General features: G+C 40.2%; 21 protein-coding genes. 15 read left to right on the forward strand and 6 right to left on the reverse strand.

The window, feature by feature from the left end:
- Positions 1 to 37 precede the first annotated feature (37 nt).
- The 13 genes from ACSQ7D_RS02955 (at position 38) to ACSQ7D_RS03015 (ending at position 10,504) form a co-directional block, all read left to right on the forward strand.
- Complete coding sequence (locus ACSQ7D_RS02955) at positions 38 to 1,660, forward strand: C10 family peptidase (RefSeq protein WP_009417613.1); 1,623 nt, start codon at positions 38 to 40, stop codon at positions 1,658 to 1,660.
- Positions 1,661 to 1,670: 10 nt separating this feature from the next.
- Positions 1,671 to 2,114 (forward strand): hypothetical protein, encoded by a 444-nt coding sequence (locus ACSQ7D_RS02960; protein WP_009417717.1) that lies wholly within the window; start codon positions 1,671 to 1,673, stop codon positions 2,112 to 2,114.
- 52 nt (positions 2,115 to 2,166) lie between these two features.
- Positions 2,167 to 2,613, forward strand: a complete 447-nt coding sequence (locus ACSQ7D_RS02965; protein ID WP_009417604.1) for a hypothetical protein — start codon at positions 2,167 to 2,169, stop codon at positions 2,611 to 2,613.
- Between the two features lie 52 nt (positions 2,614 to 2,665).
- Positions 2,666 to 3,196, forward strand: a complete 531-nt coding sequence (locus tag ACSQ7D_RS02970) for a hypothetical protein (RefSeq protein WP_053581868.1) — start codon at positions 2,666 to 2,668, stop codon at positions 3,194 to 3,196.
- Between the two features lie 294 nt (positions 3,197 to 3,490).
- Positions 3,491 to 4,147 (forward strand): DUF2461 domain-containing protein, encoded by a 657-nt coding sequence (locus tag ACSQ7D_RS02975; RefSeq protein ID WP_437135308.1) that lies wholly within the window; start codon positions 3,491 to 3,493, stop codon positions 4,145 to 4,147.
- A gap of 38 nt (positions 4,148 to 4,185) precedes the next feature.
- Positions 4,186 to 4,557, forward strand: a complete 372-nt coding sequence (locus ACSQ7D_RS02980; RefSeq protein WP_437135309.1) for a DUF2809 domain-containing protein — start codon at positions 4,186 to 4,188, stop codon at positions 4,555 to 4,557.
- Between the two features lie 101 nt (positions 4,558 to 4,658).
- Positions 4,659 to 5,516, forward strand: a complete 858-nt coding sequence (locus ACSQ7D_RS02985; RefSeq protein WP_437135311.1) for an NAD-dependent epimerase/dehydratase family protein — start codon at positions 4,659 to 4,661, stop codon at positions 5,514 to 5,516.
- A gap of 4 nt (positions 5,517 to 5,520) precedes the next feature.
- Complete coding sequence (locus ACSQ7D_RS02990) at positions 5,521 to 6,396, forward strand: hypothetical protein (RefSeq protein ID WP_437135313.1); 876 nt, start codon at positions 5,521 to 5,523, stop codon at positions 6,394 to 6,396.
- Positions 6,393 to 7,481: a beta-ketoacyl synthase N-terminal-like domain-containing protein gene (locus ACSQ7D_RS02995; protein WP_437135314.1), complete on the forward strand. Its 1,089-nt coding sequence runs from the start codon at positions 6,393 to 6,395 to the stop codon at positions 7,479 to 7,481. Before ACSQ7D_RS02990 ends, ACSQ7D_RS02995 begins: the two co-directional genes overlap by 4 nt.
- Before the next feature lie 175 nt (positions 7,482 to 7,656).
- Positions 7,657 to 7,893, forward strand: coding sequence for an acyl carrier protein (locus ACSQ7D_RS03000; RefSeq protein WP_002675303.1), 237 nt, complete (start codon positions 7,657 to 7,659; stop codon positions 7,891 to 7,893).
- Between the two features lie 97 nt (positions 7,894 to 7,990).
- Positions 7,991 to 9,238, forward strand: coding sequence for a beta-ketoacyl-ACP synthase II (fabF, locus tag ACSQ7D_RS03005; RefSeq protein WP_437135315.1), 1,248 nt, complete (start codon positions 7,991 to 7,993; stop codon positions 9,236 to 9,238).
- A 7-nt stretch (positions 9,239 to 9,245) separates the two neighbouring features.
- Positions 9,246 to 10,004 carry a ribonuclease III gene (gene rnc, locus ACSQ7D_RS03010; RefSeq protein WP_437135316.1) on the forward strand — a complete coding sequence of 253 codons (759 nt, stop codon included), beginning with the start codon at positions 9,246 to 9,248 and terminating at the stop codon, positions 10,002 to 10,004.
- A complete protein-coding gene (locus ACSQ7D_RS03015) occupies positions 10,001 to 10,504 on the forward strand; it encodes a metallophosphoesterase family protein (protein WP_437135318.1) in 504 nt (167 codons plus the stop codon). The genes rnc and ACSQ7D_RS03015 overlap by 4 nt, the downstream gene beginning before the upstream one ends.
- Before the next feature lie 76 nt (positions 10,505 to 10,580).
- Here ACSQ7D_RS03015 and miaB read toward each other — a convergent pair whose 3' ends face one another.
- Positions 10,581 to 12,029, reverse strand: a complete 1,449-nt coding sequence (gene miaB, locus ACSQ7D_RS03020; protein WP_437135319.1) for a tRNA (N6-isopentenyl adenosine(37)-C2)-methylthiotransferase MiaB — start codon at positions 12,027 to 12,029, stop codon at positions 10,581 to 10,583.
- A gap of 187 nt (positions 12,030 to 12,216) precedes the next feature.
- Here miaB and ACSQ7D_RS03025 point away from each other — a divergent pair, with 187 nt between their 5' ends.
- Positions 12,217 to 13,407 carry a phosphoglycerate kinase gene (locus ACSQ7D_RS03025; RefSeq protein ID WP_002675311.1) on the forward strand — a complete coding sequence of 397 codons (1,191 nt, stop codon included), beginning with the start codon at positions 12,217 to 12,219 and terminating at the stop codon, positions 13,405 to 13,407.
- A 67-nt stretch (positions 13,408 to 13,474) separates the two neighbouring features.
- On the opposite strand, the gene ACSQ7D_RS03030 is transcribed toward ACSQ7D_RS03025, so the two are convergent.
- A complete protein-coding gene (locus tag ACSQ7D_RS03030) occupies positions 13,475 to 15,766 on the reverse strand; it encodes an inorganic phosphate transporter (protein WP_128091687.1) in 2,292 nt (763 codons plus the stop codon).
- A 572-nt stretch (positions 15,767 to 16,338) separates the two neighbouring features.
- Between ACSQ7D_RS03030 and ACSQ7D_RS03035 the strand changes: the two genes are divergently transcribed.
- A complete protein-coding gene (locus tag ACSQ7D_RS03035; RefSeq protein ID WP_437135320.1) occupies positions 16,339 to 17,781 on the forward strand; it encodes an arylsulfatase in 1,443 nt (480 codons plus the stop codon).
- Between the two features lie 112 nt (positions 17,782 to 17,893).
- Here ACSQ7D_RS03035 and ACSQ7D_RS03040 read toward each other — a convergent pair whose 3' ends face one another.
- The 4 genes from ACSQ7D_RS03040 to ACSQ7D_RS03055 all read right to left on the reverse strand — a co-directional run bounded on the left by ACSQ7D_RS03040 (position 17,894) and on the right by ACSQ7D_RS03055 (position 23,188).
- Positions 17,894 to 19,177 carry an MFS transporter gene (locus tag ACSQ7D_RS03040; RefSeq protein ID WP_437135321.1) on the reverse strand — a complete coding sequence of 428 codons (1,284 nt, stop codon included), beginning with the start codon at positions 19,175 to 19,177 and terminating at the stop codon, positions 17,894 to 17,896.
- A gap of 143 nt (positions 19,178 to 19,320) precedes the next feature.
- Positions 19,321 to 19,914 (reverse strand): thymidine kinase, encoded by a 594-nt coding sequence (locus tag ACSQ7D_RS03045; RefSeq protein WP_009417664.1) that lies wholly within the window; start codon positions 19,912 to 19,914, stop codon positions 19,321 to 19,323.
- Positions 19,915 to 19,917: 3 nt separating this feature from the next.
- Positions 19,918 to 20,937, reverse strand: a complete 1,020-nt coding sequence (locus ACSQ7D_RS03050) for a DUF3078 domain-containing protein (RefSeq protein WP_181831709.1) — start codon at positions 20,935 to 20,937, stop codon at positions 19,918 to 19,920.
- Between the two features lie 541 nt (positions 20,938 to 21,478).
- On the reverse strand, positions 21,479 to 23,188 hold the full coding sequence (locus ACSQ7D_RS03055) for a 1-deoxy-D-xylulose-5-phosphate synthase (protein WP_437135322.1): 1,710 nt from the start codon (positions 23,186 to 23,188) through the stop codon (positions 21,479 to 21,481).
- Between the last annotated feature and the right edge of the window lie 166 nt (positions 23,189 to 23,354).

The following is a 23,354-nucleotide window of genomic DNA, read 5'->3' on the forward strand; positions in this document are numbered from 1 at the left end:
CCTACTTTTGTTGCGTAATTCAAAAAACAAACCTTATATGAAAAAGTTTTTACCTATTTTTATTGTAGCAGGACTCTTCTTTTCCTGCCAACGCGAAGAGGCAGACGCCCCGTTCGCAACCGACACTGATATTTCAGTATTACCCAGTACTGAAACGAAGGCTTCTGACAACGGACTTTTAGGCTGGGTAGCTCTCACAGGGCAAACCCATATTTCGGCAGAAGAAGCCCAAGAAACTGCTCTCGCTACCGCAATACAAATGCGTGAAGTAGAGGGTATTGTTACCAAGGCTCCCTTAAAAATTGGCTCGATTGAGGTAGTAAAAGGCGACACTCGCAAGCCTTACGTACCCACCAAAGGCAACGCAAAGCCCGAACAAGCCGATGTCTACATTGTAAACTTTACCAACAACCAAGGCTATGTAATTACCTCAGCAGATAGGCGTATCCCTAGTGTATTAGCTTATAACTCTTACGGACATTTAGGCGACACTATTAGTAACCCAGGACAAGCGATACTCTTTAGCTATATGCAGGCGTATATAGAAGAACAGCGTGCCACCTTTGAAGCTAATAAAGAAAAACTCGCTACCGAAGCCGAAGAAGCTATCTTCAAACAGCTTTCTAAAGAACGACAAGCAGAACTGATTAAAGAAGGCTACTTTGATGAAAACGGGAAAAGGATAATGAGCAAAGGCACTCCTGACCTTCTTCGTACTTGTGCTTATGTGGGACCTAGACGTATTTCAACAGGTCTGGATGAAAAGCAAGACGAAGATGACCATAGAGGGGTACTGCTAAAAACAGAATCTACCGGATTGAAAACAAATGTAGTTAAAGCTCCATTAATAAAAACGCTATGGGAACAAAGTAGAGATTATAATGATAAAGTACCAGTAAAATGCACTAAAAATGAAGAAGCTCCAGTAGGCTGTGTAGCTGTAGCTGTAGGACAAATGTTAGCCTATTATAAAAAACCAGCTGTTTTCAAAGGTAGAACAATGCATTGGAACGATATGACCAAAGTGGATGCTGGCGCTATGTTTTCTTCTATTGATAACTATAGCGTGGGAAGTAACCCAACTGCTGTAGAAGATATTCAACACTTGTTAGCTTATTTAGGTGATGGTGATCTCTTGAATATGGATTATGGCTGTGGTAGTAGTGGTTCAAATATAGTAAAAGCTATTGAAACCTTTATAGAATTAGGGTATATAGTAGCTCAGCAAAGTGATTATAACAATGACTTAGTTGTTCAACAAATAGTAAATAACAATCCTGTTTATATAAGGGGCAAAAGTAAAAAGAAAGAACATCGCCTTTTAGGCATAAACTTCTACAACACCTACGATGGTGGACACGCTTGGTTACTTGATGGGTATGTATATCAGAATGAAAGAATTACCTATTATATTGAATGTCCTATATGGAGAGGCTTAGAAAAAACTACAAAAGTAGTTGTTCAAACGGATTCTAAGTCTATAGAATTAATACATAATAATTTCGGTTGGGGAGGTAGTACTTATGGCTATAGTGGTAGTACAGGTTGGTATCACGCTGGTATTTTTGACACTAAAGAACGTCACAGTTCCTCAAATACTTATAAATCAGGTTCCGAAGGGAATTACCAATACGACATAAAAACTATGTATATTAAATAATCATTGTCCTATGAAAAAGTTTTTATTTTTAGCAATAATGTTAATAACATTAACCTATTGCAAAAGAGATTTAGATTGTTCAACTCCTCCTCCTGAATTCTATTTACTCATAAATAAATCATCTGAGTTATACAAGGATTTTCTCAATCAAAAAGGAGAGATTGACAGGGCTCATATTGCATTCTACAAACAAGTGAATAGCACAAAGAAACCGTATGATGTTAGGTTGTACTATACTGCTAATAATGATTATTTAGTAGTAACAACCCAACTTTGGTTCACAAACGATGTATATACAGGAAAAACAGAAACCCTCTACCTTCAAAACGCTTCTAAAACCTATAAAATAGAAGTAAATGGTTATATGAAAAGTGGTGAATGTGGGGAGTATGCAGTTACTAATGAAATTTGTGTAGATGGCACTAAAATAGAAGTACCTTACTTAGCAAAATAACCTTAGCCCTTTGGCAGGGTACTCCCTGCCAAAGGGTAATAAAATAAGTATTATGAAAAGAATATTATTCTTAATATCATTACTCATTAGTTTTTTATCTTGTGAAAAGTCTTCAGAGATACAAAACGAATGTATGCTTCCACCTCCTAATTTTCAATTATTTATAGCTAAATCAGCTTCTGAATATCAAGATTTCTTAAGCGACAAAGGAGAGGCTGATAAAGAAAATGTGTATTTCTACCAAATCACAGAGAATAACACTGAGAAGAAATATCGTACCTTGTTTACTAATAAATCTAAAAATAAAGATTATGCCGAAGTAGCAACTGAGAGTGCAATATTTCTATATACAGGAAAAACAGAAACACTTTATCTTAAAAATAAGGCTAAGATTTATAAAATAGAGTTTTTAGGATATATAGGTAAATGTGGATATGCTTACTTTCAAGAAATGTATATCAACGGGGTGAAAAACAACGATTTTATCTTAGTGAAATAACCTTAACCCTTTGGCAGGGAGTTCTTTGCCAAAGGATAAAAAAATAATCAATATGAAAAACTTCTTACTCTTTATTCTATTGCTTTTTGCATTGCAAATAAGCGCTCAAGAAGCCTACACCAAAGGCGATGTATTTATTGATGTGCAAACATCAATAGGTAATGCAGGAGTTGGTTATGCTGGAGAAATACACTATGCTTTTGCTCCATTGTTTTCGGTGGGTGCTCAGTTCAATAGTCAAAGTTTTAACTTCAACGATAAGTACATTACTTCTTTTCTACCCGAACTCACTGCCGATTTTCACTTTGGCAAACGTGCTACTATCGATTGGTATGCAGGACTTTCAGGAGGCTATTTTATTTGGCAAAGCAATGACCCTTACGAAAATGCAGGCAACACTGGCTGTGTGATAACACCTCCTACTTATGATATTAGTCTTAGAAACAATCACGAAAATAATTTTATAGCTTGGAACGCTCACTTAGGCTTCCGTTACTTCATCTTCAAAAAAGTAGGAATCAACGGTCAAGCGGCTTTAGGTAATGTACGTTGGTTTAAAGTGGGGGTAAGTGTGAAAATCTGAAAATTTTAAGACTTTTTATATATAGGGTAGATATGCTTAGCTTATAGAGAGCTTATAGGAAGCTTATACGAATCTTGGAAGATAGCTATACAAAGGCTATATAAAACATTGAATTTCATACTTTTATAAGTTCAAAATTTTTAAGGGGAAACTATATGATTTCTTAATTTTAGTAAAAATCTCTAAACTAAAAAATCGTTATTTAATTGTCTTCTATTTGCAATTATTTACTATCTTTGCACTTCTAACAACAAAGATATCCTTATTGATTATTTGTCATTTGTAATTAGTATTATGATTTTTTCTTTTCTTACAGACCTCGCTAAAAACAATAATAAAGAGTGGTTCGATGCTCATAAGGAGGCTTATGAATGTGCTAAATTAGAAGCTACATTGCTTTTCAATTATATTTATACTGGGCTTGCTGAGCACGACACCCTTGCGCCACTGAAAATATACCGCATCTATCGCGATTTGCGCTTTTCTAAAGACAAAACACCTTACAAGACGCACTTCGGTTGCTATATACAACGCAAACAACCGCACTACCGCGGTGGGTATTACGTGCATATTAGTCCGCAAGAGACGTTTATAGGGGGAGGATTTTTCGACCCTAACAAAGAAGATTTATTGCGTATGCGTCAGGAAATCTCTCTCAATGCTGGGGATTTTCAAAAAGTGATGAATAGTGAGGGGATAAAGAAAGAGTTTGACGGGAAACTATGGGGTGACGAGGTGAAGACTGCCCCCAAAGGTTTTGAGAAAGACGACCCGATGATTGCCTATTTGCGCAAAAAGCAGTTTCTCTTAAAACACGACTATACACGACAAGAAGCCACAGCGAAGGACTTTGATAAGAAAGTAGTGCAGGGACTTTTGGCAATGCGTCCGTTTTTAGACTTTATGACGGAAGCTTTGACGACGGATTTGAATGGAGAAAGTTTGTTTTAGCTAAGAGGTAAAGCTAGCAACAGTTAGGTAAGTGTGATATGAAACTAACATTTAACAAAAAGTACTTTATATGGGCGTTGGCACTGTTGGGGGCAGAACTGCTTATTGCGACAGTGTTTAGCAGTATGGGCTTTATCAGAGGCTATATAGTCGATGTACTGGTGGTGATATTGCTGTACTACTTAGTGCTTTCGTTCGTGAAAGTGAAGCATAAAGATAAACTCATCTGGGGTATATTTGCCTTTGCGGTAGCCATAGAAGTGATGCAGTACTTGGGTGTGGCTACTTATTTGGGCTTCACGAGAGGAAGCTTGGGGTATATCTTCTTAGGCAATCACTTTTCGTGGGCAGATGTGGTGTGTTACGCCATTGGTTGTCTTATTTTGCAATTCACAAGTAAGAATAAATAAAATGAGGGTGAAAGGTTATTTTGCCCCTATGTAATGTAACGCAAAGCAATTGTAAAATTGGGATAATATTATATTGAACTAAGGTTGTATTATTAGGATAAATGAAGAAAATATTAGTAACGGGGGGGGCAGGATTTGTAGGTTCTAATCTTTGTGAAGCTCTTGCCAAAGACCCTAACAACGAGGTCTATTCGTTAGACAATTATTTTACCGGTAAGCGTGAAAATCACGTGGAAGGGGTGCAATATATCGAAGGAAGTACCGAACATATCTTCGAGCTTATCAGTTTTTCATCTGATATTATTTATCACTTAGGTGAATACTCACGGGTGGAACAGAGTTTTGAGGATATCGACAAGGTATTGTTGTTTAACAAAATAGGTACGCTGAAAGTATTAGAGTTCTGCAGAAAACACGGGTCTAAACTTGTGTATGCGGGCAGTAGCACCAAGTTTGGTGACGGCGGTTTAGGGAAAGACCAAAGTCCGTATGCTTGGAGCAAATCGTCGAATACAGAGCTTATCAAGAACTACGGTATGTGGTATGGGCTCAACTATGCCATTGTGTATTTCTATAATGTTTATGGCAAACGCGAAATTAATACGGGAAAATATGCGACACTTATAGCACTCTTTAAAGAGAAAAAGAGGAAAGGTGAGCCCCTAACAGTAGTAGCCCCAGGTACTCAACAGCGCAATTTTACGCATATAGATGATATAGTAGCGGGCTTACTCTTGGTAGGTGAAAAAGGTAAAGGTGACGGTTATGGTATCGGCAGTCCGGAGACTTATACAGTTTTAGAAATTGCTCAGCTCTTTGGGGGCGAGATACAAATGCTACCGGAGCGCAAAGGTAACCGTATGACTGCTGAAGTTATTACCCAAAAAACAGAAGCCTTGGGCTGGCAAGCGAAGAAGCATATTAAAGAATATATTGAACAACTAACAGGTAACAGGTAATAAAATGACTATTTTATTTTTTGCACACGGAGGGGAAGCTTTTTTGAACGAGGTAACCTTTGCGGTACTTTCTTACTACCAGCATCACCAAGCTAATGAGAACAAAATCGTGATATACACCGATAATGTAGCTCATTTTCAACAGGTGCTTCCTCCCGAAATCACTTATGTAAGCGTCACTCCTGCACAAGTAAAGCAGTGGCGAGGGACTATTGACTTTGTACACAGAGTAAAGATAGAAGTGTTACGCGATGCTATGCAGCGTTTCCCCAACGAAACATTCTTATACTTAGACAGTGATGTTTATTTCAAGCAGAACATTACCTTCTTGGAAGAAAAGATACAGCGAGGCACCCCTGTGATGAGTTTACAAGAAGGGAGTATCTTTGGTAGTCATCTGAGGCATTTCAAAGCCTTAGCAAGCTATCTTCGAGAGCATCAAAACACCATTGACATCGACCCTCCGATAGTAGTTTCCCCACAACAAAAGATGTATAACGCAGGAATCATAGGACTTTCGGCAAATGATAAACCCATTGTAGAACAGGCTTTGGCTTTTACCGATTTCTTACACTCTTTTATAAACAACCACGTAACAGAACAGTTCGCTTTTACGGTACTCCTCTCACAAAAAGGAACTATTTATGAAGCCGAACCTCATATTCACCATTATTGGTACTTTAAAGAGTTTAGAGAGATTATAACACAGTTTTTAGAAAAAAACAAAGGTAAAAGTTTTGAAACGTTGGTAGCTCTTTCGACAAAAGTAAACCCTGAATGTATGGGAGCTGAAAAATTAGCCTATAAACGAATGAACTTTTGGCAAAAACTCTGGCAGAAAATGACCAAGGGTAGAAAATGGAAAATTATTTATGAATGAAAATAGCTATTACAGGGGCGAGTACCCTCGTAGCTGAGGCGCTCTCCCTTCACAATAATACCCCACAAGGGCGACTTTCTGACCGTGACCAAAAACTTATAGAACAACTCAGAGCTTCTAATTCTGCTTATGAACCCTTAGACCCCACCGTTCTTTATGCCTTACATACTGCACGAAGAGCTGTTGCACAAGCAGGCTGGCAAGGAGTTCGTTTTGGCATCAATATAGGGTCGTCGCGAGGAGCAACAATGTTGTTTGAAGAGCATTTTAGTCATTTTCTGAAAGAAGGCAGTTGCCAAACCTTAGCTTCGCCTACTACTACTTTAGGCAATATCAGCACTTGGGTAGCGCAGGATTTGAGCAATGAGGGTTTTGAGCTCTCACATTCCATTACTTGCTCTACCGCTTTACACGGTGTCGCCAATGCCATTGCGTGGCTGGAAAGTGATATGGAAGACCGCTTCTTGGTAGGTGGTAGCGAGGCACCTCTTACCCCTTTTACTATTGCACAAGTGAAAGCTCTGAAAATATACAGTAGTCTGCCGTTGCCTTATCCTTGCAGGGCGATGGATATGAGCAAAAAACAAAGCACAATGGTGTTAGGGGAAGGGGCAGGTTGTTTCTGTTTAGAAAAAGGAGAACGACCTAACGCCTTAGCTTATATAGTGGGTATAGGTTTTGCTACCGAAAAGCTAACTCATAGTGTATCGCTCTCTAAAAACGGACAGTGCTTGCAAGATGCTATGCGTCGTGCTTTGACAAGCGCTGGGAACCCTAAGATAGATGCGATTGTAACTCATTGTACCGGTACTATCAAAGGTGACCAAGCTGAACTCAACGCTATAGAAGTAGTTTTTGGCGGAGAAAAACCTCTACTTACCAATAATAAATGGCAACACGGACATACCTATGGGGCGAGTGGGGCGCTCAACCTCGCAATGGCAATACGAATGTTACAGAATAACCGTTTTGAAAGAGTGCCTTACCTTAGTTACCCGGAATCTGTCCCCGATAAATTCGAACATATATTAATTAATGCGGTAGGATTTGGCGGAAATGGAATAAGTGTGATAGTGAAAAAGTGAAAAAAGCAAAGTAAAAAGTAGTATATTTATAAAATGATAAATCTATGATAATAAGTAGGTTTGTACTTTTTGAAAGTAAAAAATAAGAATATTTGTACGAAAAAGATTGTGTTTCAAAAAAAAAGTGTTACTTTTGCCGGCAGTAATTATTATCAAATTATAAAAAAAGAAAATTATGTCAGACATTGCATCAAGAGTTAAAGCCATTATCGTTGATAAATTAGGCGTAGACGAAAATGAAGTAACCGCAGAAGCGAGCTTCACTAACGACTTAGGAGCTGATTCATTAGACACTGTTGAATTGATTATGGAGTTTGAAAAAGAATTTGATATTCAAATTCCAGATGACCAAGCTGAAAACATTGCAACTGTAGGTCAAGCAATCAAATATATTGAAGACGCTAAACAATAATTGGCTCATAGGCAGTAGGCTATCAACGTATACACTTGGTAGCTTACTGCTTAATGCTTTTTGCTCTAAACCTAAATGCTAAAAAGTTGAAACTAATATGGAGAAAAGACGTGTTGTAGTTACAGGTATAGGGGCTCTTACCCCTATAGGTAATACCGCCCAAGAGTTTTGGGAAGGACTCGTAGCCGGCAAGAGCGGTGCTGCGCCTATTACCCATTTCGATGCTTCAAAGTTTAAGACAAAGTTTGCTTGCGAAGTAAAAAACTTTAATGTCGAGGATTTTATAGACAAAAAAGAAGCACGTAAGCTCGATAAATTTGCTCAATATGCCTTAGTGGTTGCTGATGAAGCCGTAAAAGACGCTCATCTTGATATGGATACGCTTGATAAAGACCGCATAGGGGTAATTTGGGGCTCAGGTATTGGGGGGTTAGAAACTTTCCAAAATGAGGTAATCAACTTCAACGAAGGCGATGGTACGCCACGCTTTAATCCATTCTTTATACCTAAAATGATAGCCGATATCGCAGCAGGAGTGATTTCTATACGCTATGGTTTTAGGGGGCCTAACTTCACTACAGTCTCAGCGTGTGCCTCTGCAGCTAATGCTATGATAGATGCGTTAAACTACATTCGTTTTGGCTATGCTGATATGATGGTATCAGGTGGCTCGGAAGCAGCGGTTACTATTGCAGGGATCGGTGGATTCAACGCCTTGCACGCTCTTTCTACTTTCAATGAAGACCCTGCCAAAGCTTCTCGTCCGTTTGATGCCAATCGCGATGGTTTTGTATTAGGCGAAGGAGCAGGGGCGGTAGTGCTTGAAGAGTACAATCACGCAGTGGCTCGTGGGGCTACTATATACTGCGAATTAGCAGGAGGAGGTCTCTCTGCTGATGCTTACCATATGACGGCACCTCACCCTGAAGGGCTTGGTGCTAAAAACGTGATGATTAACTGTCTTAAAGACGCAGGAGTATCAGTGAACGAAGTAGATGCTATCAATATGCACGGTACCTCTACTCCATTAGGAGACATCGCTGAATCTAAGGCAGTATTGGATGTATTTGGTGAGCACGCTTACGATATCAATATCAACTCTACTAAATCGATGACGGGGCACTTGCTAGGAGCTGCGGGAGCGATAGAAGCAGTAGCATCTATCCTCGCTATCAAACACGGCATCGTTCCTCCTACTATCAACTTTGAACATCCCGATGAAAAAATAGATCAACGCCTCAACTTCACCTTCAACAAAGCGCAACATCGCGACGTGAAAGTAGCGATGAGCAACACCTTTGGTTTCGGTGGACACAATGCGTGCTTATTATTCAAAAAGATATAAACTATAAGTGTTCAGCTTAAAGAAAATATTAACTTTTCCCCGTCTTATTCCTAAGAAGAAAGACGGGATTTTTTATACTAAAATCAAAGAACTTTTAGGATTCCCTCCTAAAAACTTATCGTATTACAGCGAGGCTTTTACACACCCTTCTTACCAATTCCAAAAAGCAACGCGTAAGAGTTATGAACGCCTTGAATTTCTAGGTGATGCGATTCTCGGTGCCGTGATAGCTGACTATATTTTTACCAATGCTCCTGAACAAGATGAAGGCTATCTTACCAAAATGCGCTCTAAAATCGTAGAACGCCGTAACCTCAACCAGCTTGGTAAGGATATGAGGCTCTTGGACTTCTTGCGCACTAAACTTACTCCGCGACAGTTAGGTAATAATATCACTGGTAACCTCTTTGAAGCACTTATAGGAGCAATTTATTTGGACAGAGGTTATAAGGCTTGTTTTAAGTTCATCGAGCGTGAGCTTATTTTGCCGTATATCAATATCAAGAATTTAGAAGGAAAGATTATTAGCCATAAGAGTTTGCTGATAGAATGGTGTCAAAAACATAAGTTAGACTTTGCTTTTGAAGCTGAAGAAGATATAGAAGATTGTTCTGAGACTAAGTTTTTCGTTGCTAAAGTGCACGTACAAGGCTTTTCGGTAACTCGGGCGCGTTCTACGTCTAAGAAAAAAGCTGAAGAGATTGCTGCCAAACGCGTTTGCTATAAGATTCAGGGTAAACAACATCACAAATTGGACGTACAATGAAAATCCTTCTCCTCTCCGATACTCATTCGTATATAGACGATCGCATATTGCACTACGCCAGCGAGGCAGACGAAGTGTGGCATTGTGGCGATTTTGGTAATCTGGCAGTGATAGAGGCGTTACAAGCCGTAAAACCTTTGCGAGGGGTTTATGGTAATATCGATGGCATAGAGATACGACAACAATTCCCTGAAGTAAATCGGTTTGCTTGTGAGGGCGTGGAGGTACTGATGATACACATAGGTGGTTACCCTAATAAATACAGTCCGTTGGCAAAACAAGAAATCCTAACTTGCCCTCCTAAACTCTTCATTTCGGGGCATTCACATATTCTAAAAGTGCAATACGATAAACAGTTTCAGTTGTTACACCTCAACCCAGGAGCTGCTGGTCTTTATGGTTGGCAAACCGTGCGTACGATGCTTCGTTTTGAGATAGAAGCAGGAGAGATTAAAAACTTAGAGATTATAGAGTTAGCTCGTAACGCAACAGGTAATTAAGTTGCTAATATTATCACAACTAAAAGTAATATAAAATAGGCTGTCCCTTAACTAGGTAGCCTATTTTGTTTCTTCTCTATTGTCTTTCATTACTAATTTTCACTGCTTTTCCTATTAGGGTAGTAGAAGTACAATCTGTAATTTTTACCATTACAAAATCGCCTATTTTATAATCTTCTTTGGGGAATACTACTACGGTATTCTGACTATTGCGCCCCATCCACTCTTTATCCGATTTTTTAGAGTTTCCCTCTATAAGCACTTCTACCGTTTTGCCTATTTGTGCTTGAGTGCGGTACAAGCTGTGTTTTTGTTGCAAGTCGATAATCTCAGCAAGACGGCGTTTCTTTACTTCTTCGGGTACATCATCTTCTATTTTGCGTGCTGCTAATGTACCAGGACGCTCCGAATAAGCAAACATAAACCCAAAATCATATTTTACATATTCCATTAGCGAAAGCGTATCTTGGTGGTCTTCTTCAGTTTCGGTGGGGAAACCAGCAATCATATCCTGCGAAATAGCACACTCAGGAATGCGTTCGCGTATGCTGTCTATCAGCGCGAAATATTCTTCGCGAGTATGGAGGCGGTTCATCGCTTTCAAGATGCGATTGCTACCGCTCTGTACGGGCAGGTGGATATACTTGCAAATGTTAAGGTGTTTTGCCATCGTATCAATCACATCAAGGGTCATATCCTGGGGATTGGAGGTAGAAAAGCGGATACGCATTTCAGGCTGAGCTGTTGCCACCATATCGAGGAGTTTAGCGAAGTTGATAGCGGTGGCTTGTTGCATCTCACTTGCTTTGCTGAAATCCTTTTTGAGCCCGCCTCCATACCAAAGGTAACTATCCACATTCTGTCCCAGTAGGGTAACCTCTTTGAAACCACGCGCTTGGAGGTCGGCGATTTCGTTGAGGATAGAATAAGGATCACGACTGCGCTCACGTCCGCGAGTGAAAGGTACAATGCAGAAAGTACACATATTGTCACAACCGCGCGTAATCGATACAAAAGCTGTTACACCGTTGCTATTGAGACGGATAGGTGCAATATCGGCATAGGTTTCGTCCTTAGAGAGAATCACATTTACCGCTTCACGACCTTCTTCCACTTCTTCAAGTAGGTTAGGTAAATCCTTATAAGCATCAGGACCTACCACCATATCCACTATTTTTTCTTCTTCGAGGAAGGCGTGTTTTACCCTTTCGGCCATACAGCCCAATACGCCCACTTTCATAGAGGGTTTCTTGCGTTTGTACACATTAAACTGCTCCAAACGCTTGCGAATAGTCTGTTCTGCCTTTTCGCGCACTGAGCAGGTGTTGATAAGCACCAAATCGGCATCATCAACAGTATCAGTGGTATTATATCCCGCTTTGGAGAGAATAGAAGCTACAATTTCACTGTCGGAGAAATTCATTTGGCAACCGTAACTCTCGATATATAGTTTTTTAGAATTGTTGTTATCAGCTTGTAAAACAAGGCTTTGCCCTTGCTTACTTTCGTCTATTTCTTTAGCCATAGAGGTTTGAGTTTCTGAATTGAGGGCGCAAAGATAAAGATAATTTGGCAATTAGCCAATTTGTCAGTGTGCCAATTCTACCATTAAGGGCAATTGGCGAAATAAAATTATTGCCAAAAAGTTTTGTGTATATCACTTTTTTGTTGTACCTTTGAGGCTTGAATAAAATTATTGTAGTTTTAGATATATGAAAACCATAGACAATTTTAATTTTGCGGGCAAGAAAGCCCTTATTCGCGTGGACTTTAATGTGCCATTGGACGAAAATTTTAAAGTAACTGATAACACTCGTATTGAGGCTGCGAAACCTACTATCGAGAAAATTCTCAAAGATGGAGGAACCGCAGTACTTATGAGCCACTTAGGTCGCCCTAAAGGGGAACGCAACGACAAGTATTCTTTGCGTCACATCGTAAGTGAAGTGGAAAAAGTATTAGGTAAAAAAGTGATTTTTGTAGATGATTGCGTAGGTGAAGTAGCCGAAAAAGCGGTAGCAGCTGCTCCTGCTGGTAGTGTGGTATTACTTGAAAACTTGCGTTTTCATAACGAAGAAGAAAAAGGAGATGAAGCATTCTCTAAACAGCTTGCTAAACTCGGCGATATCTATGTGAACGACGCTTTTGGTACCGCTCACCGCGCTCACGCTTCGACTACTATTGTAGCGAAATTCTTCCCTAACCACAAATGCTTTGGTTACCTCCTCGCTAAGGAGATTGAAAGTATTGATAAAGTGATGAAGAACGGTGAAAAGCCTGTAACTGCTATCCTTGGTGGTTCAAAAGTTTCTTCTAAAATCACTATTATCGAAAATATCTTAGATAAAGTAAACCACCTTATCATAGGTGGGGGTATGGCTTATACTTTCATCAAAGCACAAGGCGGAAAAGTAGGTAGTTCTATCTGCGAAGATGATAAACTTGACCTTGCACTCGATATCCTTGCCAAAGCCAAAGCTAAAGGAGTAGAAGTACACTTGCCTATAGACGTAGTAGCTGCTGACGCTTTCGATAACAACGCCAAAACACAAGTAGTACCTGTAAATGCTATTCCCGATGGTTGGGAAGGATTGGACGCAGGACCTAAGACTCTTGAAAACATCAAGTCGGTATTGCTTAAATCGAAAACTATTTTGTGGAATGGTCCTATCGGAGTATTTGAAATGCCTAACTTCGCAAAAGGTACCATTGCCGTAGGTGATTACGTGGCTGAAGCTACTAAAAAAGGTGCTTTCTCACTTGTAGGAGGAGGTGACTCGGTAGCTGCTGTAAAACAATTTGGTTTTGAGCATAAAGTAAGTTATGTTTCTACCGGTGGTGGAGCGATGCTTGAAAGCCTTGAAGGATTGGTACTCCCTGGTATTGCAGCTATTAACGAATAGTTAAAATATAAAAAAAGAAAAAGAGGTAACTAAAAATTAACTTAGTTACCTCTTTTTTATATCTTCATTATTTCTTCCCTGTTACTTGGGTGATAAGGTTCATTTTCTTCTTCTTATTTTGCTGTTTTTGGTATTCATCGAACTGCATTAGCAGGTTGTTATTAGCACGGATAAGCGCATTGGTTTCTAATAAAATACTAAAATATAATTTAGTAGTTTTATGACTGGTTTCGGTAGTGCGAATACGGTCGATTTGTTTTTGTACCATCTTTGACACTTCATTTTTCAACACCTTACAATCTTCAAAAATTACGTGTAACTTGTTATAGTCTGAACCTTTGAATATTTCGGCTTCTGCCTTAAACACATCTTCCATCTTATCGGAAATGTATTTTAAGTCACGTAGCTGATTAAATTTGAGGTTCTTGTGATTGTTGTTTACGTGTTCATAACTATTGAGTGTGATAGCCGTGAGACATTGTGCCATATCCTGCAAACAGTCCAAAATAAGGATATAGAACTTGCTGGACGCCACCGAACTTTCATTCAGCGATTTGATAAAGTAGTATACATTACCTTTCAGCTCATCGAGTTCTTTTTCGAGCTTTTTAGCATTCTTTTTGTTTTTGGTGAGTTTGCCTAAATCTTGAGTGCCGAGATTCTTCACCACTTTGCTATAAAGCTGGTCGATGCGGAAAATCGTTTCGGATACATAGTTAGAGCTTTCTTTGATGACACCGCCAATGGTAGCCAAGTCGGCGCGCTCAAAGCGTTTGCCTTGTGCTTTGGCTTTCTGTTTATTGCGGTAGATAATTGCGTTGCGAATGAGCACAAAGCCTACTACCATTATCATCACAATAAGCCCAATCACGCTTCCGTAATACAATATGCCTGCTACTAAAAATGCCCCGATAAAGGCAACAATAGCCGTTAAAAACCAACCGCCGATTACGTTCAGTACCCCTGCCACGCGATATACGGCACTATCGCGCCCCCAAGCTCTATCGGCAAGGGAAGAACCCATTGCCACCATAAAGGTTACATAAGTAGTAGAAAGCGGGAGCTTAAAGGAAGTACCAATGGCAATTAAACTACTGGATACCACGAGGTTGATAGCAGCACGCACAAGGTCGAAAGCAGGAAGGTCTTCTTCTTTTACATTAGGGTCAGGTTCAGGTTTTTCAAAACGGTGATCTATTTTGTTGCTAATCGACTTTGGCATTATGAAGTTCACGGCATTGGCACAAATCACTGTAATACGCACCAAGAATCGCGATAAGAAGTTAGAAGAAAACTTCTCTTCACCTCCTTCGTTTTGACGAGATAGATTGACGCCTGTATCAATTACGTGACGTGCTTTTTTGGAAAACCAAAGGGTGAGAATCATCACAAAACCAGTGAACAATAGCAAGGCGGTAGGAGTAGAGATTTGCCCATCGGCTAAAGCACCCATTAGCAAGCCGTCGTGAGCTACTCCTGAATTATGCCATATATCATACGACTGATAAGCCGCTACGGGTACCCCTATGAAGTTCACTAAGTCGTTACCCGCAAAAGCCATTGCCAAAGCAAAAGTACCGCTGAGGATAATTACCCTAAAAATATTTACTTTCATACGGATAAGCACTTGTGAGAGCACCGAATAGAAAATAAAACAGCCTATGAGTAGTGGCACTATATTCGTGTCTATCCACGCAATGGCTTCTTTAGGAATGAAAGCGACATCTTTGAGTCCTTTAAAGATAATGAAGTAGGAAAGCCCTGTAAGCGAGAGCCCGCCGAACACGCCTCCTACATATTTTACATTTTCTTGATATTTAAATGAGAATACTAATCGGGCTAAGTATTGTACAATCGTACCGACTGTAAAGGCGATGGCTACCGAGGTGAAAATACCGGTGATAATTTTGCCTGCTTCGCTTGTATTGATATAGTTGAAAGCGTTAAAAAGCGATTCGTCACTCATAAACGTTTTGATAGTGGCGACACACATCGCAGCGCCCAAGAGTTCGAATACGATAGAAACGGTTGTGGAAGTAGGTAGACCGATAGAGTTGAAGAGGTCGAAGAGGAGGATATCGGCAAGAATAACCGACATAAAGATAACCATAACCTCATCGAAATAGAAGAGCTGAGGGTTAAAGATGCCTTTACGTGCGATTTCCATCATTCCGCTAGAAAAGACGGCACCAATAGCTACCCCCACGCTGGCGACTATCATAATGGTGCGAATGGTGGCTACTTTGGAGCCTACGGCAGAGTTAAGAAAGTTAGCTGCATCGTTACTCACACCCACCACCAAATCGATAACGGCGAGCACCAAGAACACGAACAGCATAAAGATGTACACCTGTTCCATAACACTATATCAGTTTTATGGGGCAAAAGTACGAAACATTTTTTTAATTAGCAAAATGGGGGTTAGGTTTTAGTAATTGGATTTTTTGGAGTATCATAAGATACCGAAAGATACCGGAAGAGGTGGTGCAGGTAAAAAGTAAAAAGTAAGAGGTAAAATGGGTATGGTTAGCTTATAGAGAGCTTATAGGAAGCTTATACGAATCTTGGACGATTGGTATAGAAAGGGTATATAAATAGTTGATTCAGAATATAATATAACAAGGCTAAAAATGGTAAAAACGGGGTTTCGAGGCGAAAGAAAAAGGAATAGGTACTAGGACTTAGGCCATAGGCACTAGGAGGGAGTGTGACGGAAAAGGGGAAGTGTAGCGAGCAAAGCGGAGTTATCAGATGTCTGAGAGAGACTCGCAGGAGAGGGATAATAGAGACGCAAGGGGAGTTGTGGTGATGATCATATGGAACTAACGTTGATTAATGTGAGTTTGATAATCTATTTTATTGCTAATTGTAAATTGTTTTGTATCTTTGTCCCATTAATGATTAACCATTTATAACTCATTATTAACTATTATGAAACATTTACTATTCAGCTTTTTAGCTTCCTTATGCACCATAGGAGTCAACGCACAAGAAAAACTTCCTAATGTTATCTTTATTTTGGCTGACGATTTAGGTTACGGCGATATAGAGCCTTACGGTCAGCAGATTATCAAAACACCCCAACTCAGCAAACTCGCTGATGAAGGAATGAAGTTTACTCAGTTTTATACAGGTACATCTGTGTGCGCGCCCTCTCGCGCTTCGTTTATTACAGGGCAAACTACGGGTGAAACGCACATACGCGGTAATGAAGAAGTGCGTGAGCCAGTAGATGGGCAAGCACCTTTACTTGCTAACGACCCATCGGTAGCACAACTTTTTAAGAAAGCAGGCTATAATACGGGTTGTTTTGGTAAATGGGGTTTGGGTATCGTTCCTTCCGAAGGGAATCCGCTAAAACAAGGGTTTGATACTTTTTTTGGTTATAACTCGCAGTTCCGCGCTCATCGCCGTTATCCTGCTTTCTTGTGGCGCGACAATGAAAAGGTGCTCATTCCCGAAAACGGAAATTATGAGCGCCAAGAGGTTTATGGCGAAGACCTCATACAAGAAAAAATATTGGATTATATAGGCAAACAAACAGCTGAAAAGCCTTTCTTTATGTGGCTTACTTATACACTCCCACACGCCGAATTAGTAGTGCCTCACGACAGTATTTACGCTTCGTACGAATATCTCCCCAAGAAACCTTATAAAGGGGTGGATTACGACAAGATTACTCCTAAACCTTTTGGCTGGGCAGGTTATATGTCGCAACCGCATACTTATGCCACTTATGCGGCTATGGTGAGTCGGTTAGACAAGTATTTGGGAGAAATACGCAAGCTCCTTAAAGTTAAAGGGCTTGATGAGGATACCCTTATCATCTTTGCGAGCGACAATGGGGCACATCGCGAAGGTGGTGCTGACCCTAAGTTCTTCAACTCCTCGGCAGGATTGAGAGGTATTAAACGCGACTTGTACGAAGGTGGTATACGTACCCCTTACATTGTGTATTGGAAAGGTAAGATAAAGGCAGGTAGCGTAAGCGACCACATAGGGGCTTTTTGGGATATGATGCCTACCTTTGCTGAGATTACGCATCAGAAGTATGTGCCTAATAGGCATCAGGTGTCGTTTTTACCTACGCTTTTAGGGAAGAAACAACAGCAACAGCATAAATACCTTTATTGGGAGTTTCACGAAATGGGAGGTAGACAAGCAGTGCGTTATAAAAACTGGAAAGGAGTACGCCTAAACGTGAATAAAGATAAAAAGGCTCCTATTGAGTTGTACGACCTTACTACTGACCCTGCTGAACAGCACAACCTCGCCGAGAAATATCCTAAGATAGTGAAGAAAATAGAGCGATTTATGGAACAAAGCCATACACGCTCAGAGCTCTTTCCTTTTGATTGGGAGACAAAGAAATAAAACTTACTAAGGAGGAAGAAAGATAACTTAAAAGCCTTTACCTAATCAGTATTTAGGTAAAGGCTTTTAAGTATTGATATTATAGACTTTAAAAATGCTCTAAGAAGTAGGTTTAATGAGCTTTTTCATCTATTTTATTCTGCTTGGAGTCATAAGTAAAAGGCACTTTCCAAGTGATTAATAGTGCAGGAATAGTGCAAATCATTACCAATAAGAAGAAGTGTTGATATCCTAAATATTTACTTAGAAAACCACTAATCATACCAGGAACCATCACTCCTAAGTTCATCAGGCTATTGGCGAAAGCATAGTGAGCCATTTGGTATTTACCAGGAGCTATTTGTTGCATCATAAAGAGGGTAAGACCTACAAAACCGAAACCATAACCAAAGTACTCACCTACAATTCCCAAAGCGATAGTAGGCAAGTGAGAGGGTTGGAAATAAGCAAAGAGCAAGTAAACCACAAATGGAATATTAAAAGCACACGCCAAAGTGAAAAGAGCTTTGCGCAACCCTACACGAGAGACGAAATAGCCAGCTGAAATAGAGCCTATAATAAAGGCAATAACTCCCGCAGTACCGTATACTAAGCCATATTCTTGTTCGGTGAGACCTAAGCCTCCTTTATCAGTTTTAGCAATGAGGAAAAGAGGAGCTATCTTCATAGCTAATCCTTCTGCAAAACGGTATAAGAAGATAAAAAACAAATAATAAAAAATATATTTCTTTCGGAAGAAAGCTACAAAAATACCCCATAGTTCTTTCATTTTTACATTAAAATCACCGGCTTGCTGAGGTTTAGTATCTTTTGGCAAAGCATAAAGGTGATATAGACCTACGAGACCTAAAATAGTAGCACAAATACTAAGAATCAGTTGCCAAGAAGCAATTACACTCATACCTTTTGCTTTTACCAGCCAACCTGCTAAGAAGATAAGACCACCATTGGCAAGCACTTTTGCTAAGTTGTAGAAAGCACCTTGCCAGCCAGAATATACACTTTGGGTAGCTGTGTCCAATTGTTCCATATACATTCCGTCACCTGCAATATCGTGAGTAGAACCGCTAAGGGCAATCACTCCTAATAAGGCTAAACACACAGTGAAAAAGTTGGGCAGAGGTAACGAAAAGACAATACAACCGAATAAAGCTGCTGATACTAATTCGGTAATGACAATATATTGTTTTTTAGTACCATAGAGCTCCATTATTACACTGATAATAGGTTTTAATGACCAAGGTAAGATGAGTAAAGAAGTCCAAAAAGCGTTCTGGTCGTCAGGAATACCTAATCCTTTGAAGATAATAGGAAAAACTAATGAAAGCATCACAAAGGGAAGCCCCATAGCGAAATAGGTGGTAGGCACCCAAGTAATAGGATTTTTCTTTTTCATAATGGTTGTTTATATTACTTCATTTTAAAAATCAGACAAAAGTACAAAATAATTACAAATTGGCAAGTTAGCAGATTAGCAAGTTTGAAAATACCCTAAATATACTAAAATAACTTATCAATTAAGTACTTTAAGTGCGGTTATTATTCTTTTGTTTTCTTAGCATTCATTGCTTTATAGAAGGCAGCGCGACTGAGAGGCTCATAGCTATCGGCTTCTCCTAACAAGCGTTGCTGGTCGTTAGAAACTTTGCGAAAACTATAATTGGCGAGGTTACCGGTACGTGTACAAACAGCGTGTACCTTAGTAACATACTCAGCAGTAGCCATCAAGAAGGGCATAGGTCCGAAAGGCTTTCCTTTATAGTCCATATCGAGTCCTGCTACGATTACACGTACCCCGCGATTGGCGAGCTCATTGCACACGTGTACTATCTCGTCGTCGAAAAACTGTGCTTCGTCTATACCCACCACATCGCAACCATCGGCAAGAAGCATAATGCTGGCGGCAGCTTCTACGGGTGTAGAAGGAATTTCATTGGCGTTGTGCGATACGATATTGGTATCATCATAACGCGTGTCGAAACTGGGTTTAAATATCTCTACCTTCTGTTTTGCAAATTGGGCACGACGTAATCGGCGAATCAGTTCTTCGGTTTTTCCTGAGAACATCGACCCGCATATTACTTCTATCCAGCCTGTCTTTTCGTTGTCGTTTACTGTATTCTCTAAAAACATCACTTAAAAAGTATATAATATTCCTACCCCTAATACTTGCTTGAATTGAGTGCGTGCTCCATAGTTGTGCACTTCGCCATTAGGTGTTTTGTAAGAAAAGAACTTCACATCATCGTCGTATTTGATATGTACCCCTATACGCGCTTGCACGTAGCTATTTACCTTCAAGTTGAGATTAGTTTCCCAATCTACATCTATATTTCCGAAGTTTTTAAGATAATCGCCATAGAAGTTAAAGGAAGTATTGAGTATCATATTCTCCATCACTTTCTCGTCCCAGCGACCGGACACTGAAAAACCGAGTTCGTTATGGGTACGCTTACCTTTCTTCAGAATAGTACCGTCAGGAGCACGCTGGGCTTTTTCTACCCCGAAAGCACCTTCATCGGCTAAACGTTGGTCGAGTACAGCAGTAGTTTTAAGCGTGATAGGCGAAAGGAAGATACTAAATTTTATCTTTGAAGGAGCATATTCAGTACCCAAACCAAAGGTGATATAAGCAGGGGCAAAGAATTTGGAGATAGGCTTTTCTACATCGGGATAGTTGTACCCGTTGCTGATTTGTGAAAGAAACTGATAGCGTGCTGTGTAATACCAAAACGATTGTGAGTCGCCTCGATAGCCAAACGATGAGATGAGAGAGAGTTTATCATCGGTTTTGCGCACTTCGCGCCCTTTTTGAGCGTTAATACCGTAGTTGATTTCTAATTCGTTGTCCCAAAAGAAAGTGCGTTCGGTATAACGACGACGGAATTTGGCATTAAATATCCCCGAAATAGAACTTTCTCCTCCTGCACTCCAATTAGAAAAAGCTACCTCGCTCATATTAAGGCTCACTTGATTGAATTTGAACCATTTTTGTTGTGCTAATTTAAAACGGTTGAAAGTGAACTTTAACGCTTCGGTATCTTTCATTACCTTTACCGTATCGGACTTTACAGGGGCTTCGTACGTTCTTGCTTTGCGCACTTGCCCAAAAGCGGTAAAGGAGGTAAGAAACAGTAGAACAATGAGTTTTTTCATACAGAGAATCGTGCTAAATATTTCAGGGTGCAAAGGTAATGATAATTTGCTAATTTGGCAATTAGCAAATGAACTAATAAATGTAAAATGGAATGAATATAGCTGGTGAGTGCTTGACAGACAAAGCGTAATGAAAATGTAATAGTAGGGGAGAGGTATAGAATGAGAAGTAATTATCAGATTGACAAATTGGAAGCTTGACAGATTGCTGAAAAAATCTTAATGTTTGTTAAATGTATGTATTTTCTTCAATTATTAAAAAGAAAAATACAACATAGTCTCTTACACTCTAAAAAGAGTTAAAATTTTATTATTCAGTTAAATAAATGATTTATCATACTTGTCTCTTCACCGAAGCTTAACCGAAGGAAGAGCGAACCTAAGACGAAGGAAAGACGAACCTAAGACGAAGGAAAGGTGTTAGTTAGTTGAATGTCAATAGGAAGAAAGAGCTTTTAAAACTGTTGAGGAAAAAGTGTTAAAAACGTGAAATGGTTGAAGAAAAAGCAGTTTTTGTTCTTTCACATATTGGCTTATTTTGTCAATCTGCTAAATCTCTAATTTTTAAAAACTCTTCTTTGAGCATCTCTACTTTGCCGTGAGGAATAAAACTATCAGGAAGGGTGATGATTTTCAGCGGAGTGGTATAGCTGTGCTGGGTAGCAAATTCGGCTACAATACTACCTAAACCGCCTGTGCATCCTTCTTCTACTGTGATTACTTTCTTATAGGAACGGAAGATATGATGTAGCATTGCCTCGTCCAAAGGTTTGAGAAAACGGGCATCGTAATGGGCATATTTTTCGGGTTCAGCAGTTTGATTGAGCTGTTGTTGTACATTTTCGGCAATGGCGCCAATGGTGAGTACGGCTATCTGGCTACCTTCTTTTAGCTGTTCGCCTTTGCCTATAATTAGCTGTTGAAAAGGTTGTTGCCAATCGGTTTGTGCACAACGACCACGAGGATAACGAATGGCAAAGGGGTGCTCGAGCGATTGCTGAGCGGTATAGAGCAAATTGCGCAACTCGGTAGCATTACGCGGTGAAGCGATAATGAGATTAGGAATAGGGCGCAAGAATGCCATATCAAACACTCCGTGATGGGTGGCACCGTCTTCGCCTACGAGTCCTGCACGGTCTATACAGAATACTACGGGCAGGTTTTGGAGGGCTACATCGTGGATAAGCTGGTCGTAAGCGCGCTGTAAAAATGTGGAATACACCACACAGTAAGGTATAAAACCTTGTGTAGCCCAACCGGCAGCAAAGGTAACCGCGTGTTGTTCGGCAATACCGACGTCCATTACCCTATCGGGAAATGCCTTTTGCATAGCCGTGAGTCCGCTACCACTACTCATCGCAGGGGTGATGACAACTATCTTGGGGTTCTGCTGGGCGAGCTCGGTGAGGGTTTGCCCTACTACGTCTTGATATTTAGCAGGGAGAGCAGAGTTTTCAGGCAGAGGGTTGCCTGTGATTTTATCGAATTGTGAAGGGGAATGGAAGAATACTTGTGAGGCTTCGGCTTTGGGATATCCTTTACCTTTGGTGGTGACAACGTGTAGGAGGCGCACTCCACGGGCTCGCTTTTCGGCTTTAAGTGCCGTGATAAGCGCGGGGAGGTTGTGTCCGTCTACTACGCCTTTGTAGGTAATCCCCAAAGCACTAAAAAAAGCACTGCGGGTAGCGTGTTCGGTTTTCAGTTGGGCAAGGTAATGAGAGAACGCTCCTACGGTGGAGTCGATAGCCATTGCATTGTCGTTCAGTATAATGAGCATATTGGCATCGGTGGTGCCTGCATAGTTCAGTGCCTCGAAAGCCATACCACTCACAATAGAAGCATCGCCTATCACGGCTATATGTTGTCGCTCTTTATCGCCTGCCAAAGCCGATGCCATTGCCATACCCAAGACAGCAGAAAGAGAGGTAGATGAGTGTCCCGTACCAAAAGCATCGTACTGACTTTCTGCACGTTTAGGAAAACCACTGATACCTCCACGCTCGCGTATATGTGTAAAATCCTCGTTTCTACCGGTGAGGATTTTATGAGCATAACTCTGGTGCCCTACGTCCCATACTAGTATATCGTGAGGAGTATCGAACACATAGTGCAATGCAATAGTAAGCTCTACCACTCCGAGACTTGCACCTAAGTGCCCACCTCGTGTAGCAATAACCTCTATAATGCGGTTGCGGATTTGTTGTGCCAGAGCAGGAAGAGAGGTTATAGGAGTATTTTTTAGTTGTTGCATATTAAGCTTACGCTATATAAATTCAACAAAAAAGTTAAAAAGGATAAGGTTTGTGCCTTAGAAATCAAACAAATCTATTTAAATCAAACAATTAAAAAAGAAGTGTAGCTTGTATTTGAAACTTTGGCTGAGTTTGCGACGCACTCATTGACTAAAATGTTAATTT

The sequence above is a fragment of the Capnocytophaga sp. G1920 genome (assembly GCF_051417515.1).